The following is a 15,695-nucleotide window of genomic DNA, read 5'->3' as shown; positions in this document are numbered from 1 at the left end:
AACCTGCGCCATGAACGCCCCCGACGTCGACTTCGATCCGGACGACAACTTCGCCAACCGCTTCGAGGGCGGCATCGACGTGGACGAGGACGACAGCGTCGAGGCGCTGGTCTGGCAGCTGCTGCTGCTGATCAACCCCGGCGACGAGGAAACCGCGCTGCGCCAGTTCGCGGCCTACCGCGACGCGCTGGCCGAGGGCGGCGATGGCGACGCCGAGCCGGTGTGGCTGCTCAAGGACGCGATCGACTGGACCTCGGGCTTCCATGTCGAGGCGCACGACACCCAGGCGCTGATCGATGCGGTCAACGAACTGGCCGCGCGCTGGAACCTGCGCCTCGACTGGGGCGTGGAAGACCCGACCGACGACGAGTTCCTCGCCGCCACCGACGTGCCGACACTGATGGCGACCGCGTACGACCGCCTGCGCGAGTACGACTACACGCTGTGGACCTGGAATGCGGGCGCCGGCGTCCACGCCGGCTGGATCGCGCGCAGCGTCGACGACGAGGCGATGCAGGTGGTGGCCGCGGCGCTCCACATCGAGCTGCGCGCCGGCAGCGACGCGTTTTGAACGCGCTCGCCGCGCCCAGGCGCCGATCGCGCGTGGCCACGGCCCTGCGTTCGCGGAGGTTTGCGCGCCCGCTGGGCTAGGGGCGCTTCGGCGCCACGTCCTGCGCGCGCAGCGGGCGCATCGTCGTCCGCCCCCAGCCCGGCACGCGTCGCTGCATGCTGGATACCAGCTGCGCGCTGACCAGCCGCTGCAGGCGCGCGTCGGCGCGGAACGTCGCCGGTGCCGCCGCATCGCGCGCCTGCGCCCGGCTGGCGGCCGTGCTCGGCGCGCCCAGCGCCATCGCACCGGCGACCGACACCGCCGGCGCGGCGAACACGTCGGTGCGGTTGTTGAAGTCGCCGCTGCTGGTGCGCACGAAGAACGGTACGAACACGTTGCCGCGGCTCTTGAGCGCCTGGTAGTCGCCCAGGAACAGGCCGCCGGCGTTGGGCGCGGTGGCCAAGTCGAACGCCGGCGACACGCGCGTCTCGCTCCAGGTCACGCCGCCGTCGCCGGAGCGCGCCAGCCAGTAGTCGGTCGGCAGGGTCGCGGCATCGGCGGTGTTGCTGCGGAAGTCGTAGTAGCTCACGCCGACCACGCCGTCGGCGCGCACGTGCACGCTGGGCGTGAACGCGGCCACGCCGGTCGCCGGGTTGACGCGGGTCGGGGTCGACCAGCTCGCGCCGCCGTCGGTCGAGCGCGAGATCGCGATCGCATCCACGGCGCCGTTGTTGAAGCGCGCGTCCTGCCAGACCACGAACAGCTGGCCGTTGCCGGCGACCGCGATCTGCGCCAGCGCCGCGCCGTCGCGCACCGCGGTGCCGGTCTGCGGGTCGCGCGCGCCGACCGCGAGCAGGTCGGCGATCCGGGTCGGCGTCGACCAGGTCAGGCCCTTGTCGGGCGAGCGAATCACCGCCAGATGGGCGCTGGTGCTGCCGTTGGCGGCGCGATCGAGCTGGGTGAACAGGTTGACCAGCACGCCACTGGGCAGGACCACGATCAGGTTGCCGATCGTCTGGCTGGCCGGGCCCGGATCGTAGATCGCCCGCGCCGGTTCCCAGCCGAAGCCGCCGTTGCTGGTTCGCGCGAAGTAGGTCGGGCCGCCGCCATCGCCGGCGACCAGCCGGTTCCACACCGCGTAGACCAGGTTGGCGTTGGTCGGGTCGGCGGTGATCGCGTTCTTGTCGTTGAAGAAGCCCTCGCCGTCGCGGATCAGGGTGATCGGCAGGCTCCAGCTGCGGCCGCGGTCGGTCGAGCGGCTGACCAGCATCGCGTTGGCGGAGCCGGCGGTGAACGATCCGCCGGTGGTCGACAGCGACATCGCGTGCGCGGTGCCGTCGGGCGCGAACGTGACCCACGGGTCGGTCGCGCGGGTGTAGTCGCCGCCGTTGCCGAAGGTGCCGCCACCGCAGCGCGAGAACGGCAGCGGCGCCCGCGTCCAGGTCTGGCCGCCGTCGAACGAGGCCGCGCTGACCAGGCCGCGCGCCGAGCCGTTCGACCAGCGGTCCTGCTGCCACACCCCGACCAGGTTGGCCGAGTCCAGCGGGTTGACCGCGAGGTAGGGCTCGACCTCGGCATCGACGAACACCGTGCCGACCACCGCCACGCCGTCGCAGTTGACCGCAAATGGGGTGGGCCCCGAGGCCCGGTACGCGGTGTCGGTGGCCGGGGGCGGCGGTGGCGGCGGCGGTTGGGTCGGCGGCGGTGGCGGTGCCGGGGTGCGGCTGCCACCGCCTCCGCCGCCGCAACCGGCCAGGACCAGGGCGCCGCCCAGCGCCGCCATCCGCACCCACGCCGTCATCGTGTTCATCGCACTCGCTCCGCGCTGCCGATGCGCCGAGCGTAGTCCAAACCGGGCCGTCGCAGGCAGTCCGAGGTTGGCGTGGCGCGCCCCGTCGCGGACCGGCGTTTCGCCGCGGCCGCGCGCGTTCTACGATAGGTTCCGCGTCGCGCTACCGCGCCATGCCGCCACCGACGGAACTTTCGATGTCGACCGCAAAATCGCCGCAGGGCAACGACAAGCTCGACCGCATCGTCGCCGACGCGCGCCGCAACGCCGAACAGCGCGACAAGGGTTACCGCGAGCGCGCCCTGAAGATGTACCCGTGGATCTGCGGCCGCTGCGCGCGCGAGTTCACCCGCGCCAACCTGCAGGAGTTGACGGTCCACCACCGCAACCACGACCACGACTACAACCCGGCCGACGGCAGCAACTGGGAGCTGCTGTGCGTGTACTGCCACGACAACGAGCACTCGCGCTACGTCGACCACACCGGCGTCAGCGCTTCCGCCGCCGAAGACAAGCAGGCCGCGGCGACCGGCAACCCGTTCGCCAACCTCAAGGCGTTGCTCAAGCGCGACGACTAGGTGCGCAGGTTCGATTGCCAGGCTACGCCGTAGGACGGTCGGCATGCCCGGCCGGCGTCGGATCAGACAGACGCCCGGCCAGGCCAGCCCCGATCAGGCCTCCGATCCGACCAGCCCGTCAGGCGTGTTCGCCGCGCCCCTGCGCCTTGGCCGTGCGGATCACCGCGCGCAGCCGCTCGCGGTCGCGGTGCCGCGAAATCCCGAGTGCCCCCAGTGCCAGCGCGCGCTCGCGCAACGCCGCGGTGACGTCGTAGTGCGCGCCGCTGGTCTTGTCCTGGAACGCCCGCCGCGGCAGGCCAAGTTGCTGCGCGAACGCGTGCAGCTCGGCGAGCGAGTCGGCCATCAGGTGCGCCCAGCGTTCGCCGCGCCACAGGGTCACCGCGTCGTCGACGTAGACGCTCACGGCGGCGCGGCCGGGCGGCGGTGGGTGGACAACGGCCGGGGACTCATGAGCGGCAGGTTACCCGCTGCGTCGCCGCGCCAGGGGGCGGGCTGGGCGGCAGCGGATCGGCGCTAGCATGGCCGCATGTGCCTGATCGCGCTGGCCTGGCGTACCCATCCCCGTTACGAGCTGGCGCTGATCGCCAACCGCGACGAGTTCCACGACCGGCCGGCCGCGCCAGCCGGCGCCGATCCGCTGCACCCCGAGGTCCATGGCGGGCGTGACCTCGAACAAGGCGGCAGCTGGCTGCTGGTGTCCGCGCGCGGGCGCCTGGCCGCGGTCACCAACGTGCGCGCCGGCCCGGCCGGCGAGACCGCGCCGCGTTCGCGCGGGGCGCTGGTGCGCGACTTCGCCACCGGCGCGATCGGCGGCGCCGGCTTCCTCGACGCGCTGGCCCCGAGCGCGGCCGAGTACGGCCGCTTCAACCTGCTGCTGTGGGATGGCGCCACCCTGATGTTCGGGAGCAACCATCCGGGGTTCGTCGGCCACGCGGTGGCGCCGGGCGTGCATGCGATGTCCAACGGCGCGTTCGACGCGCCCTGGCCGAAGAGCGGCCACGCGACCCGGGCGTTGCGGGCATGGCTCGAGTCCGACCTGGGGGCGGTGGCTAGTCCGGACGCCCTCGCCCCGCTGTTCGCGGCCTTGGCCGACACCACCCCGGCCCCGGATGCGGCGCTGCCCGACACCGGCGTCGGGCTGGCCCTGGAGCGCGCGCTGTCGCCGCCGTTCGTGCGCGGCCCGCGCTACGGCACCCGCTGCAGCACCGTGGTGCTGGTGGCGGCGGACGCGATCACTTTCGTCGAGCGGCGCTTCGGCCCGGACGCACAGTCCCTCGGGGAAAGCCCGGCGACCGTGCCGCGCACCCGCGCCTGACCGGGCACGGAGGATCGCCGCCTGTTCAGGCGCGTCCTGCCGGCGTGTAGTTCGCGCACAGGCCTGAATGCGCCGGTCGCGGCCCGGTGGCGGCGCCCGGGCCGCCGGGCTGGATGAACGGACCCCGGGTGGGCGGCCCCCATGATTTGCATTCCTGCGCCGGGGGAGCTACGGTGCGCTGGCTGTTTGCCAGGGTCACCGTGAATCGTGGCCCGATGCCGTAGATCCCAGATCCGCTACATCGTTGCACCTCGCTTTCTCCTTGCAACCAGCACAACGTCGCGCAAGCGGCAATTTCAATCTATGTTCCAAGGAGCAAGTTATGTCGAACCGTGAAACCGGTACCGTCAAGTGGTTCAACGATGCCAAGGGCTTCGGCTTCATCAGCCGCGAGAATGGCGAGGACGTGTTCGTTCACTTCCGTGCCATCCAGTCCCAGGGCTTCAAGAGCCTGCAGGAAGGCCAGAAGGTCTCGTTCACCGTCACCCAGGGCCAGAAGGGCCTGCAGGCTGACGCTGTCGAAGCGCTGTAAGCCAAGTCACTGAGGCGCTGCCGCTAGGCAGCGACTGAAAGACGGAAAAGCCCGGCTTCGGCCGGGCTTTTTTTTGCGCGCGATTTTCATCCGATCGACGCGGACACCTGCCTGTCGCTTGGGCGCGTTACAACGACGCCGTCCCCCGATCGACGGAACGGCCATGACCCGCAAACGCACCGCCGCCAGCACCGGCCGGCAGTTGACCGACCTGATGATCGCCGCACCCGAGGTGGTCGCGATCCGGACCTCGCGGATGGCGGCGATGAGCGGCCCCACCTGCCGCCGCGACCAACGCGAGATGGCGCGGATGGTGATGGAGAAGGGCGCGGCCGCGCAGGAGTCGTGGCTGGGCGTGGCGGCCGAGATCGCGCTGGCCAACCAGAAAATGTTCGCCGCCACCGTCGGCGCGTTCTGGGTAGGGCCGTTCCCGGCGACGGGCGCGGGGGCACCGGCGGCCCTGGCGCTGCGGCTGGGCGAGATTTCCCAAGACGCGTTCTACGGCGCGATGGCCGCGGCCATCAGCCCCTTGCGCAAACGCGCGATGGCCAACGTCAGGCGCCTGCGCAAACCCTGAAGGTCGGCGGCCGCCGACGTGTCCACGCGGCCTCCTGACGGCCGGGACACGCTGTTGCACCGACCGCGTCGCGGCGCGGGTTGATCGACGCCGCGCACGACCGCATGTCGACTGTGCGAGGGCCAACCGCTGGCGCTCCCCGTCCCGCGAGGTGTGCAATGAGCGTGACCGCCCGGCCCGTGCCGATCAGGATCGATTTCGTGTCCGACGTGTCGTGCCCCTGGTGCGCGGTCGGCCTCAACGCGCTGGAGCGCGCGCTGGAACGGGTCGGCGACGCCCTGGCGGTGGAACTGCATTTCCAGCCGTTCGAGCTGAATCCGCAGATGCCGCCCGAGGGCCAGGACGCCGACGAGCACCTCACCGAGAAGTACGGCTCCACCCCGGGGCAGCTGGCCCAGAACCGCGAGGTCCTGCGCCAGCGCGGCGCGGCGGTGGGTTTCGATTTCAACCGGCGCGGGCGCGTCTACAACACCTTCGATGCGCACCGCCTGCTGCATTGGGCCGGCATCGAAGGGCCGGAGCAGGCCCGCGCGCTAAAGCACGCACTGCTGCGCGCCTACTTCACCGACGGCCAGGACGTGTCCGCGCACGAGGTACTCGCGCGCGTCGCCGGCCAGGCCGGGCTCGACGAAGCGCGGGCGCGGCAGCTGCTGGCATCAAACGAGTACGCCGACGAGGTGCGCGCGCAGGAGCGGCTTTACCAGGGGCGCGGCATCACCGCGGTGCCATCGGTGATCCTCAACGACCAGCACCTGATCCAGGGCGGGCAGCCGGTGGAGCTGTTCGAGCAGGCGCTGCGGCAGGTCGCGGGGCTCGACCGCGACGCGTCGGATTAGCCCGACCAGCCGCGGCGCCGGCCGCGCGGGGCCATCCACGCCACAACACGCCGCGCGGCGATGGACGTACGCTGGCCGTCCTCGCCACCGGGACTTGCCGATTCGTGAAGGGAATGACCGCGACGGGCGCGCCGCGCCAACCCACCGTGGCTTCCGGCTTGCGTGTCGGCGTCGGCTGGCTGGCGGCGGCGCTGGTCCCCGCGCCTGCCGCCGCCCAGCAAGCGCCGACCACCCTTGAGCGCGTGCAGGTGATCGCCACCCGCACCGCGCAGGCCGGCGCCGCGGTGCCGGCGTCGGTCAGCGTGGTCGAGGGCGCGGACTTGCGCGCCGACTCGCTTGGTGCATCGCTGTCGGAGAAGCTGGCGACGGTGCCCGGGCTGCTCGCGCGCAACCGCCAGAACTTCGCCCAGGACGAGCAGCTGTCGATCCGCGGCTTCGGCACCCGCTCGAGTTTCGGCATCCGCGGCGTGCGTCTATTCGTCGATGGCATCCCGGCGACGATGCCCGACGGCCAGGGCCAGGTGTCGCACTTCAACCTCGCGACCGCGGACCGCATCGAGGTGCTGCGCGGCCCGTTCTCGGCCTTGTACGGCAACGCCTCCGGTGGCGTGCTGCAGCTGTTCACCGCGGACGGGCAGGCGCCCGGCTCGCTCGGCCTCGCGTTGGTCGGCGGCAGCTTCGGCCAGCGCCGTGCCAGCGTCGATGCCCAGGGCGCGCACGATCGGTTCGACTACAACCTGGGCCTGAGCCATTTCGTGACGGACGGTTATCGCGAGCACAGCCGCGCGCGGCGGACGTCGCTCAACGGCAAGGCGAACGTCGCGTTCGGCGAGGCCAGCGGCCTGACGTTGCTGGTCAACGCGCTGGACGCGCCGGACACGCGCGACCCGCAGGGACTGACGCGCGCGCAATTCGTCGCCGATCCGCGCCAGGCCGGCGCCGGTGCGCAGGCGTTCAACACCCGCAAGAGCGTGGCGCAGCAGCAGCTGGGCGCGGTGCTCGAACACCCGTTGCGCGACGGCGGCCAGCTGCGGGTGCTGGCCTACGGCGGTCGTCGCCACGTCACCCAGTTCCTGTCAATCCCGCTGGCGACCCAGCGCAATCCGCTCAGCGGTGGCGGCGTGATCGACCTGCGCGCGCCGTACGCGGGTATCGACGCGCGCTGGTCGCGGCAGGCATCGCTGCTGGAGCGACCTGTGGAATGGGTGGTCGGCCTCAACTTCGACGCGCAACGGCAGCAGCGGCGCGGCTACGAGAACTTCGTCGGCGACATGCTCGGCGTGCGCGGCGCGTTGCGCCTGCAACAGAACGACCGGGTCACCGCGTTCGACCAGTACGCGCAGGCGACCTGGCGGCCGGCCGACGCCTGGTCGTTGATGGCCGGGGTGCGGCGCAGCGCGGTCGCGTTCCGCTCGCGCGATGCCTACATCACCGCCGCCAATCCCGACGACAGCGGCCGCGTGCGCCATACCGCGACCTCGCCGGTGTTCGGCGCGAGCGTGCGCGTGCGCCCGGCAATGCACGCCTACGCGGCCTACGGCCACGGCTTCGAGACGCCGACCTTCAACGAGCTGGGCTACCGCAGCGACGGCGGCAGCGGGCTCAACTTCGGCCTGCGCCCGGCGCGCACGCGCAGTGGCGAACTGGGCCTCAAGCTCGATCGCGCCGACGGCCTGCGCTCCGAGCTGGCGCTGTTCCGCGCCGACACCCGCGACGAACTCACCGTCGCCACCAGCGCCGGCGGCCGCAGCACGTTCCAGAACGCCGGGCGCGCGCGCCGGGTCGGCGCGGAGTGGTCGGCGAGCGTGCCGTTGTCGCCGCAGTGGCACGCCTCGCTCGCGCTGACCTACGTCGACGCGCGCTACCGCGACGGGTTCCTGGCCTGCAGCAGGACGCCATGCGCGGTGGCCAACACGCCGGTGCCGGCCGGCGCGCGCATTCCCGGTGTGCCGCGCGCCAGCGCATACGCGGCGTTGCGCTGGCGCGGCGAGGTCGGTTGGCACGCGCGCGTCGACGGCCAGTCCGTCGGCGCGGTCACGGTCAACAATTTCGGCGACGAACGCGCCAACGCCTACACGGTGTTCGGCGCCAGCGGCGGCTACGGCTTCCGCGCGGCGCGCAACGAAGGCCGCGTGTTCCTCGGCGTCGGCAATCTTTTCGATCGGCGCTATGCCGGCTCGGTGATCGTCAACGAGAGCAACCGCCGCTATTACGAGTCCGCACCGGGTCGCCACGTCGTTGCCGGCGTGGAGCTGCGCTGGCGCGACTAGCCTTTCGCCACGGCGCTCAGTCCGCCGCGGCCGCGGGTGTCGCCCCGAAGCGCCGCGCGTAGTCGCGTTCGCTCGCCACGCGGTCGATCTCGGCGTCGGCCAGGTCGGGCGCGCCGTACACGGCATAGGCCACCGCACCGTCGTGCCGTCCGACGTGGTGCAGGCGGTAGCGCGGGCGACCGCCGCCGCCGTTTTCGGGGTAGTGCATGGGCGGCTGGGCGGCGTCGAGGTCGAGTTCGCTGTTGTCGACCAGACCGCCGACGAAGAGGGCTCGCATCAGGGTGTCTCCCGTTGTGGTCTGGTTCGATGGTGCCCAACGCAACGTTGCCGGGGCATGAAAGGGGGGTAGCGACGAGGCCCAGGCCCGCCGACCCGCCACGACGCGTAAAATCGCCCGATTCCCCCGTACCCCAGGCCGACATGTCCGCTGACAGCTCCGACGCTGCGCTCGAAACGCTGTTCCTGCCGTTCGCGGACGGCCGCCTCGTCTGGCCCGAGGCCGGGGTGCTGTTCCTGCGCGCCCGCGATGGCGCGCCGCTGCGGCAGCCCGGCCGCGTCGGCCTGGTCTGTGAACAGAGCTTCAAGCCCGATGCCGACGCGCTGCAGCGTTCAGGTTTCGAGGTGCGCGGCGTCGATGCGCCCAGCGACGGCGATAGCGCGCGCTATCCGCTGGTACTGGTGCTGCCGCCACGCCAGCGCGACGAATCGCGCGCCCTGTTCGCCCGCGCGATCGCATCCACCGCGCCCGGCGGGCGGGTACTGGCCTGCGTGGCCAACAACGAAGGCGCCAAGTCGGCCGAGGCCGACCTGCGCGCGCTCACCGGCCCGGTCGCCAACCTGACCAAGCACAAGTGCCGCGCGTTCTGGACCGCGCCGCTGGACGGCCCGGCCGATCCGGCGCTGGCCGCCCAATGGGCCGCGCTCGACGCGGTGCGCCCGATCGGCGACGGCCGCTTCGTCAGCCGTCCGGGCGTGTTCGCCTGGGACCGGATCGATCCGGCCTCGGCGTTGCTGGCCGCGCACCTGCCGGCCGACCTGGCCGGGCGCGCCGCCGACCTGGGTGCCGGTTTCGGCTACCTGTCGGCCGAACTGCTCGCGCGCTGCCCCGGCATCCACGCGCTCGACCTGTACGAAGCCGAAGGCCGCGCGTTGCAGCTCGCGCGCCAGAACCTCGCCGCGTCCGAGGGGCGCGCGCAGCTGGGCTATCACTGGCATGACGTCACCGGCGGCCTGCCCGACAGCTACGACGTGATCGTGAGCAACCCGCCGTTCCACACCCAGAGCCGTGCCGACCGTCCCGACATCGGCCGGCGTTTTATCGCCGTCGCCGCGCAGGCCCTGAAGCCCGGCGGCCGGCTGTGGATGGTCGCCAACCGCCACCTGCCGTACGAATCGGTGCTAAACGACAGCTTCGGCGCGGTCCGCATCGTCGCCCAGCAGGACGGCTTCAAGATCGTCGAGGCGATCAAGGCGCTGCCGACCAGGCCCGAGCGCGCGCCCAAGCCGTTCGACCGGGTCGCGGCGCGGAGCCAGCACCGATGAAGCTGGTCAAGCTGATCGGCAACCTCGGTTACGGCAGCCGCAAGGAAGTCGCGGCGATGTTCCGCGAAGGCCGCATCACCGATGCCGACGGCGAGGTCCTGTACGCCGACGACCAGGTCGAGCACGCGCGCATCCGCATCGACGACGAGCCGCTCGACCCGCCCGCCGGGCTGGTGCTGCTGCTGCACAAGCCGGTCGGCTACACCTGCTCGACCAAGGACAAGGGGCGAGTCGTTTACGACCTGCTGCCGCCGCGCTACCGGCTGCGCTCGCCGCTGCTGTCGACCGTCGGCCGCCTCGACCGCGACACCAGCGGCGCGTTGCTGATGACCGACGACGGCGGCCTGCTGCACCGGATCGTGTCGCCGAAGGCGCAGCTGCCGAAGGTGTACGAGGCGACGCTGGCCAGCGACCTGCGTGGCGACGAGGCCGCGGTGTTCGCCAGCGGCACGCTGATGCTGGAATCGGAGAAGGAACCGCTGGCGCCGGCGGGCATGGAAGTGGTGGCGCCGCGGCATGCGCGCCTGACCCTGATCGAGGGTCGCTACCACCAGGTGCGGCGGATGTTCGCTGCGGTCGGCAACCACGTGCAGGCGCTGCACCGCAGCCGCATCGGCGGCCTGACCCTTGACGACCTGCCGCCCGGCGAGTGGCGCGTGCTGGGCGCGGCCGACCTGGAGCGTCTGTTCGGGCGTTAGGGCTTCAGCAGGCGGCGCCAGCCGTCGATACCGAGTTTCTCCAGCGTTTCCAGGTTGCGCTCGACGATCACGTCCGGGTCGGGAAAGGTCGCGACCGCGCGTTCCACGCTGTCCTCGCGCAGCAGGTGCAGCATCGGGTACGGCGAGCGGTTGCTGCAGTTGCCGACGTCGTCGTAGTGCGTGCCGGCGAACTGGTAGTCGGGATGGAAGCTCGCGACCTGGATCTCGCCGCTCAGGCCGAGCGCATCGACCGCGGCATCGGCCAGGTCGAGGAAGTCGTTGTAGTCGAGGAAGTCGCCCAGCACGCGCGGGTGGACCAGTAGGGTGGTGTCGATCAGCGCCGGGTCGGTGCGCTGCAGCAGGTCGAGTTCGCGCGCGAGCTCCTCGAGCAGCGCGTCGCTGCTGGTCGCGTCGCTGAGCACGAAGCGCACCTGCTGCTTGACGTACACCGCCTTGGCGAACGGGCACAGGTTGAGGCCGATCACCGCCCGCTCCAGCCAGCGGCGGGTGGCGGCGATGGGGTCGTCGTCGATCATGCTGTTGGGTTCGCGACGACCCGCGCGCCTGTGCCGCTCAATCGCGGAAATTGTCGAACTGCAGCGGCCGTTCGAACTCGCCGGCCTTGAGCAGCGCCATCACCGCCTGCAGGTCGTCGCGTTTCTTGCCGGTGATGCGCAGCTTGTCGCCGTTGATCTGGGTCTCGACCTTGAGCTTGGCGTCCTTGATCGCGGCGACGATCTTCTTGGCCAGCTTCTGCTCGATGCCCTGCTGCACGGTGACCTGCTGGCGCGCGCCGGCCAGGTTGGTCTCGACCTCGCCGAACTCCAGGCAGCGCACGTCGATGCCGCGCGCGATCAGGCGCGCGCGCAGGATGTCCTGCATCTGCTTGAGTTGGAAATCGCTGGGCGCCGCCTGCTTGATCGCCTTGTCGTCCAGTTCGAACGAGGCCTCCACGCCCTTGAAATCGAAGCGGGTGGTGAGCTCGCGGTTGGCCTGGTCGACCGCGTTGGTGAGTTCGTGGCTGTCGACTTCGGAGACGACGTCGAAGGAGGGCATGGCAGGCTCCATGGAACGCAAAGTGGGGACGGGAAGGGTAGCGTAAGCACGCCGCGCGCTGCAGTGGCCTGGTCTGCAACGGCATGGTTGTTGCGCGGGCGCGACGCCGCGGCCGCGCGCAGGTGGCTAGACTGGCGGCTGCCCCCGCGGATGCCCGCCATGCTGACCACGCCTGCCTATGCCGCCGCCACGGCCGCCGCCCCACTGGCCCCGTTCACCATCGAGCGCCGCGAACCGCGCGCGAACGAGGTGCTGATCGAGATCCTCTACTGCGGCGTCTGCCACTCCGACATCCACCAGGCGCGCGACGAGTGGGGCGGCTCGATCTTCCCGATGGTGCCGGGCCACGAGATCGTCGGCCGCGTCGCCCAGCTCGGCGCCGGCGTCGACAGGTTCCAACTCGGCGACGCGGTCGGGGTCGGCTGCTTCGTCGATTCGTGCCGCAGCTGCGCCCAATGCCGCGCCGGCGAGGAGCAGTACTGCGAATCCGGCATGAGCGGCACCTACAACAGCCACGAGCGCGGCGCCGACGGCCGCTTCGACCGCACCCGGCCGACTTACGGCGGCTATGCGACCCGGATCACCGTCGACCAGGCCTACGTGCTGCGCATCCCCGAGGCGCTGCCGTTGGACCGGGCCGCGCCGCTGCTGTGCGCGGGCATCACCACCTACTCGCCGCTCAAGCATTTCGGGGTCAAGGCCGGCGACGCGGTCGCGGTGGTCGGGCTCGGCGGGCTGGGGCACATGGCGGTCAAGATCGCGCGCGCGATGGGCGCGCAGGTCACGGTGCTGAGTACCTCCGAAGCCAAGCGCGCGGCCGCGCTGGAGCTGGGCGCGCACGAGTTCGCCGCGACCGGCGACCCGGCCACGTTCAAGGCCCACGCCAAGCGCTTCGACCTGATCCTCGACACGGTGTCCGCGCCGCACGACTACAACGCCTACCTGGGCCTGCTGAAGTTCGACGGCACCATGGTGCTGCTCGGCATCCCCGAGCAGCCGGCGCCGGTGGCCGCGGGCGCGTTGATCATGCAGCGGCGCAAGCTCGGCGGTTCGCTGATCGGCGGTATCCGCGAAACCCAGGAGATGCTGGATTTCTGCGCGCAGCATGGCATCGCCGCGGACATCGAGTTGATCGCCATCGACCGCATCAACGAGGCCTACGAACGCATGCTCAAGGCCGACGTGCGCTACCGCTTCGTGATCGACATCGCCAGCCTGCGCGACGGCGCCGGCGCATGAACCCACGGAGTCACCCGTGCCGCTGTTGCTGATCCCGATCGCGGGGCTCGCGTTCGTGCTGCTGTGGCTGATGCTGTTGCCACTGGCGCTGTGGCAGCGCTACCGCCGCGGCCACGCGCGGCGGCGCGCGGTGCCGTGGGCGGTATCGCTCAACGCCTGGCTGCTGCTGGCCTCGACCGGGCTGTTCGTGCTGACCGCGTGGCTGAGCGGGTGGTGGATCGCCGGCGCGCTGCGGCACGCGCTGCTGGGGTTGGCGGCGGGGGTCGCAGTCGGCATCGTCGGGCTGTGGCTGACGCGCTTCGAGCGCGACGCGCGCGGGCTGCATTTCGCGCCGAACCGCTGGCTGGTGCTGGCGCTGACCGCGGTCGTCGCGGCGCGGATCGGCTATGGGCTGTGGCACGCGTGGCAGCTGTGGCGCGCCGATGCCGGCCACGCGCAGTGGCTGGCCCAGCAGGGCAACCTGCTCGCGGTCGGCGGCCTGCTGCTGGGCTATTACCTCGCCTATGCCTGGGGCCTGCGCCGGCGCACGTCGCGACTGGCGGTGCAGCCATGACCGCGGCGCGCGCGCGGCAGACCCGTGCGATGGCGGTGATGCTGGTCGCGGTCGCGATGTTCGCGCTGATGGACGCCGGGCTGAAGCTACTGTCGGCGCGCTACCCGCCGTTCCAGGTGGCCGCGATGCGCGGCGCCTCGTCGCTGCCGCTGGTGCTGGCCTGGGTCGCGATGACCAGCGGCTTGGCGCCGCTGCTGCGCGTGCGCTGGTCGTTGCACCTGCTGCGTGGCGTGCTCGGCATCGCGATGATGGCGGCGTTCGTGTACGCGCTGCGCACCTTGCCGCTGTCGACCGCGTACTCGATCTTCTTCGTCGCGCCCTTGCTGATCACCGCGCTGTCGGTGCCATTTCTGCGCGAACGGGTCGGCCCGCGTCGCTGGATCGCGATCGCGGTGGGCCTGGTCGGGGTGCTGGTGCTGCTGCGGCCAACCGGCGACGGGTTGCTGAGCCTGGCGGCGCTGGCGGTGTTGCTGGCCGCGCTGATGTACGCGATCAGCGCGATCACCGTGCGCCTGCTCGCGCGCACCGACAGCACGCCGTCGATGATGGTCTGGTTGCTGGCGATGATGGCGATCGGCGCCGGCGTGCTCGCGATCCCGGACTGGGTGCCGATCCGCGCCAGCGACGGCTGGACCATCGTCGGCGTCGGCGTGGCCGGTGCGCTCGGCCAGTACACGATCACCGAGGCGTTTCGGCAAGGCGAGGCGTCGTTGATCGCGCCGCTGGAGTACACCGCGTTGATCTGGGGGGTGATGCTCGACGCGAGCTTGTGGGGCGTGCTGCCCGATGCGGTGACGTGGCTGGGCGCGGCGATCATCGTTGCCAGCGGTCTGTACCTGCTGCGCCGCGAGCGCGTGCACGCCGAGTCCGAGCACCCGTGACGATGCGATCGACCCGGACGGCGAGGCGGCGCGCGGTCAGTTCGCGTGGACTGCGATCGTTGGCCGGTGTCGCTAGGACGCGGTGCTCGCGGTCAGCGCCGCCGACAGCGCCGCGTCGCCAGTGACGAGCGCCTGCCAGCGCAGTTCCTGGCCGTTGCGGCGGCCTTTCTCGACCAGCTTGAGGCCGTCGGCATCGATGGTGAGCGTGTAGGCCTTGCCCTCGACCTCGATTTCGCGGCGGATGGGTTTGTCGAGTTTGGTGGTCATCGCGGTGGGCCTTGGGGAGGGAAGGGGCGACGCTAGCGCCGCGGGCGCTCACGGGCCGTGAACGGCGCGCAGGCGCAGATGCGACTGGCCATTGGCGGAGGAGCGGTTCGTTGGCTCGGCGGTGCCGGACGAACGCGTAATCGAGGGTCCCTGCGCGCGGACATCCACGGGGGACACATCCGCGTCGGCGCAGGCGCGAGGCGGCGGCGGGTGCCACTTCGAACCCGACACCAAAAAGAACGGGCCCCAACGGGCCCGTTCGTCGATGCAAGCCGTGATGCGGCTGCCGGGCGACGGCTTAGAAGCGCGCGCCCAGGCCCACGCCGACCACGACCGGATTTAACTCGGCCTCGCCGGCATCGATGCCATCGACCTTCACATCCGATTTGCCCTGCATGTAGCGCACGTCGGCGCGGGCGAACCAGGTCGGGGTGATGTTGACGTCGACGCCGGCGGTCGCCATGGCGCCCTTGGCGGTTTCCACGCCGATGCGCTGGCCGGCCAGCGGGCCGCTGGGCTCCGCGGTCTCGCCGTCGTAGTTGGCCTCGTAGTAGCCCAGGCCCACGAACGGGCGAACGGTCTTGTCGGCGGTGCCGAAGTGGTACTGGCCACTGAGCGCATACGGCTGCGAGTTCACGCTCGCGGCCTTGCCGCCAGCGGTGCTGACGCGATGGCCGAGCTTGTCGGCCGCGCCCCAGGCTTCGACCGCGATGTTGTCGTTGATGTGGTAGCTCGCGCTCAGGGTCGCGGCGCCATCGCCGTCGACCCGCGCGCGGCTGCCCGCGATGGTCGGGTTGCGGGTCGGCTCCGACAACGCGTAGCCGCCTACCACGGAGAATCGCTTGCCGCTGGCGCTGTCGGCCGACACGGAGGTATCGGTGGCGGTGGTGGCATCGGTGTCCTGCGCGAACGCAGCAGCCGGGGCGATGGCCAGGGCGGCCATCACGGCCAGGGTCAAATGACGAAAGTGACGCATGCAGGTTTCTCCTTCGGTTCTAGTTCCGGTCTGCAG

The 15,695-nt window shown here is 71.5% G+C and carries 19 protein-coding genes; 12 read left to right on the top strand and 7 right to left on the bottom strand.

Going from position 1 to position 15,695, the window contains the following annotated elements:
* The first annotated feature begins 10 nt into the window (after nt 1-10).
* On the top strand, nt 11-571 hold the full coding sequence (locus tag ACFQZQ_RS12950; RefSeq protein ID WP_386813285.1) for a DUF6630 family protein: 561 nt from the start codon (nt 11-13) through the stop codon (nt 569-571).
* 76 nt (nt 572-647) lie between these two features.
* On the opposite strand, the gene ACFQZQ_RS12945 is transcribed toward ACFQZQ_RS12950, so the two are convergent.
* On the bottom strand, nt 648-2,360 hold the full coding sequence (locus tag ACFQZQ_RS12945) for a sialidase family protein (protein WP_386813284.1): 1,713 nt from the start codon (nt 2,358-2,360) through the stop codon (nt 648-650).
* A gap of 176 nt (nt 2,361-2,536) precedes the next feature.
* Between ACFQZQ_RS12945 and ACFQZQ_RS12940 the strand changes: the two genes are divergently transcribed.
* Nucleotides 2,537-2,917 (top strand): YajD family HNH nuclease, encoded by a 381-nt coding sequence (locus ACFQZQ_RS12940; protein ID WP_386813283.1) that lies wholly within the window; start codon nt 2,537-2,539, stop codon nt 2,915-2,917.
* Nucleotides 2,918-3,035: 118 nt separating this feature from the next.
* Here ACFQZQ_RS12940 and ACFQZQ_RS12935 read toward each other — a convergent pair whose 3' ends face one another.
* Complete coding sequence (locus tag ACFQZQ_RS12935) at nt 3,036-3,320, bottom strand: DUF4031 domain-containing protein (RefSeq protein ID WP_386813282.1); 285 nt, start codon at nt 3,318-3,320, stop codon at nt 3,036-3,038.
* Between the two features lie 123 nt (nt 3,321-3,443).
* Here ACFQZQ_RS12935 and ACFQZQ_RS12930 point away from each other — a divergent pair, with 123 nt between their 5' ends.
* The 5 genes from ACFQZQ_RS12930 (at nt 3,444) to ACFQZQ_RS12910 (ending at nt 8,447) form a co-directional block, all read left to right on the top strand.
* Nucleotides 3,444-4,232: an NRDE family protein gene (locus ACFQZQ_RS12930; protein WP_386813280.1), complete on the top strand. Its 789-nt coding sequence runs from the start codon at nt 3,444-3,446 to the stop codon at nt 4,230-4,232.
* 322 nt (nt 4,233-4,554) lie between these two features.
* On the top strand, nt 4,555-4,764 hold the full coding sequence (locus tag ACFQZQ_RS12925) for a cold-shock protein (RefSeq protein WP_386813279.1): 210 nt from the start codon (nt 4,555-4,557) through the stop codon (nt 4,762-4,764).
* A gap of 163 nt (nt 4,765-4,927) precedes the next feature.
* The gene (locus tag ACFQZQ_RS12920; RefSeq protein WP_386813277.1) at nt 4,928-5,341 is read left to right on the top strand and encodes a hypothetical protein; all 414 of its coding nucleotides are present in this window, start codon (nt 4,928-4,930) and stop codon (nt 5,339-5,341) included.
* A gap of 158 nt (nt 5,342-5,499) precedes the next feature.
* On the top strand, nt 5,500-6,177 hold the full coding sequence (locus tag ACFQZQ_RS12915; RefSeq protein ID WP_386813275.1) for a DsbA family oxidoreductase: 678 nt from the start codon (nt 5,500-5,502) through the stop codon (nt 6,175-6,177).
* A gap of 113 nt (nt 6,178-6,290) precedes the next feature.
* Nucleotides 6,291-8,447 (top strand): TonB-dependent receptor family protein, encoded by a 2,157-nt coding sequence (locus tag ACFQZQ_RS12910; RefSeq protein WP_386813273.1) that lies wholly within the window; start codon nt 6,291-6,293, stop codon nt 8,445-8,447.
* Nucleotides 8,448-8,463: 16 nt separating this feature from the next.
* Here ACFQZQ_RS12910 and ACFQZQ_RS12905 read toward each other — a convergent pair whose 3' ends face one another.
* Nucleotides 8,464-8,724 carry a hypothetical protein gene (locus tag ACFQZQ_RS12905; protein ID WP_386813272.1) on the bottom strand — a complete coding sequence of 87 codons (261 nt, stop codon included), beginning with the start codon at nt 8,722-8,724 and terminating at the stop codon, nt 8,464-8,466.
* A gap of 143 nt (nt 8,725-8,867) precedes the next feature.
* On the opposite strand from ACFQZQ_RS12905, the gene ACFQZQ_RS12900 reads away from it, so the two are divergent.
* Both ACFQZQ_RS12900 and ACFQZQ_RS12895 read left to right on the top strand, forming a co-directional pair.
* On the top strand, nt 8,868-9,989 hold the full coding sequence (locus tag ACFQZQ_RS12900; RefSeq protein WP_386813271.1) for a class I SAM-dependent methyltransferase: 1,122 nt from the start codon (nt 8,868-8,870) through the stop codon (nt 9,987-9,989).
* The gene (locus ACFQZQ_RS12895; protein ID WP_386813270.1) at nt 9,986-10,687 is read left to right on the top strand and encodes a pseudouridine synthase; all 702 of its coding nucleotides are present in this window, start codon (nt 9,986-9,988) and stop codon (nt 10,685-10,687) included. The genes ACFQZQ_RS12900 and ACFQZQ_RS12895 overlap by 4 nt, the downstream gene beginning before the upstream one ends.
* On the opposite strand, the gene ACFQZQ_RS12890 is transcribed toward ACFQZQ_RS12895, so the two are convergent.
* Entirely contained in the window at nt 10,684-11,223 is a 540-nt protein-coding gene (locus ACFQZQ_RS12890; RefSeq protein WP_386813269.1) for a DUF1415 domain-containing protein, read from the bottom strand. The two genes, ACFQZQ_RS12895 and ACFQZQ_RS12890, sit on opposite strands and share 4 nt — an antisense overlap.
* A 37-nt stretch (nt 11,224-11,260) precedes the next feature.
* The gene (locus ACFQZQ_RS12885) at nt 11,261-11,743 is read right to left on the bottom strand and encodes a YajQ family cyclic di-GMP-binding protein (protein ID WP_386813267.1); all 483 of its coding nucleotides are present in this window, start codon (nt 11,741-11,743) and stop codon (nt 11,261-11,263) included.
* Nucleotides 11,744-11,902: 159 nt separating this feature from the next.
* On the opposite strand from ACFQZQ_RS12885, the gene ACFQZQ_RS12880 reads away from it, so the two are divergent.
* The 3 genes from ACFQZQ_RS12880 to ACFQZQ_RS12870 are packed head-to-tail and all read left to right on the top strand — an operon-like array spanning nt 11,903 to nt 14,416.
* Nucleotides 11,903-12,982, top strand: coding sequence for an NAD(P)-dependent alcohol dehydrogenase (locus ACFQZQ_RS12880; protein WP_386813266.1), 1,080 nt, complete (start codon nt 11,903-11,905; stop codon nt 12,980-12,982).
* A 16-nt stretch (nt 12,983-12,998) separates the two neighbouring features.
* Complete coding sequence (locus ACFQZQ_RS12875) at nt 12,999-13,535, top strand: DUF1453 domain-containing protein (RefSeq protein WP_386813265.1); 537 nt, start codon at nt 12,999-13,001, stop codon at nt 13,533-13,535.
* Entirely contained in the window at nt 13,532-14,416 is an 885-nt protein-coding gene (locus ACFQZQ_RS12870; protein WP_386813264.1) for a DMT family transporter, read from the top strand. Before ACFQZQ_RS12875 ends, ACFQZQ_RS12870 begins: the two co-directional genes overlap by 4 nt.
* 72 nt (nt 14,417-14,488) lie before the next feature.
* Here ACFQZQ_RS12870 and ACFQZQ_RS12865 read toward each other — a convergent pair whose 3' ends face one another.
* The gene (locus tag ACFQZQ_RS12865) at nt 14,489-14,683 is read right to left on the bottom strand and encodes a hypothetical protein (protein WP_386813262.1); all 195 of its coding nucleotides are present in this window, start codon (nt 14,681-14,683) and stop codon (nt 14,489-14,491) included.
* A gap of 298 nt (nt 14,684-14,981) precedes the next feature.
* Nucleotides 14,982-15,659, bottom strand: a complete 678-nt coding sequence (locus tag ACFQZQ_RS12860) for an OmpW/AlkL family protein (RefSeq protein WP_386813260.1) — start codon at nt 15,657-15,659, stop codon at nt 14,982-14,984.
* Between the last annotated feature and the right edge of the window lie 36 nt (nt 15,660-15,695).

Origin of the sequence: Lysobacter koreensis (assembly GCF_042677045.1) — a bacterium.
In the GTDB taxonomy this organism is placed as follows: Bacteria; Pseudomonadota; Gammaproteobacteria; order Xanthomonadales; family Xanthomonadaceae; genus Lysobacter_K; species Lysobacter_K koreensis.
This window is presented reverse-complemented; position numbering and strand designations above follow the sequence as displayed.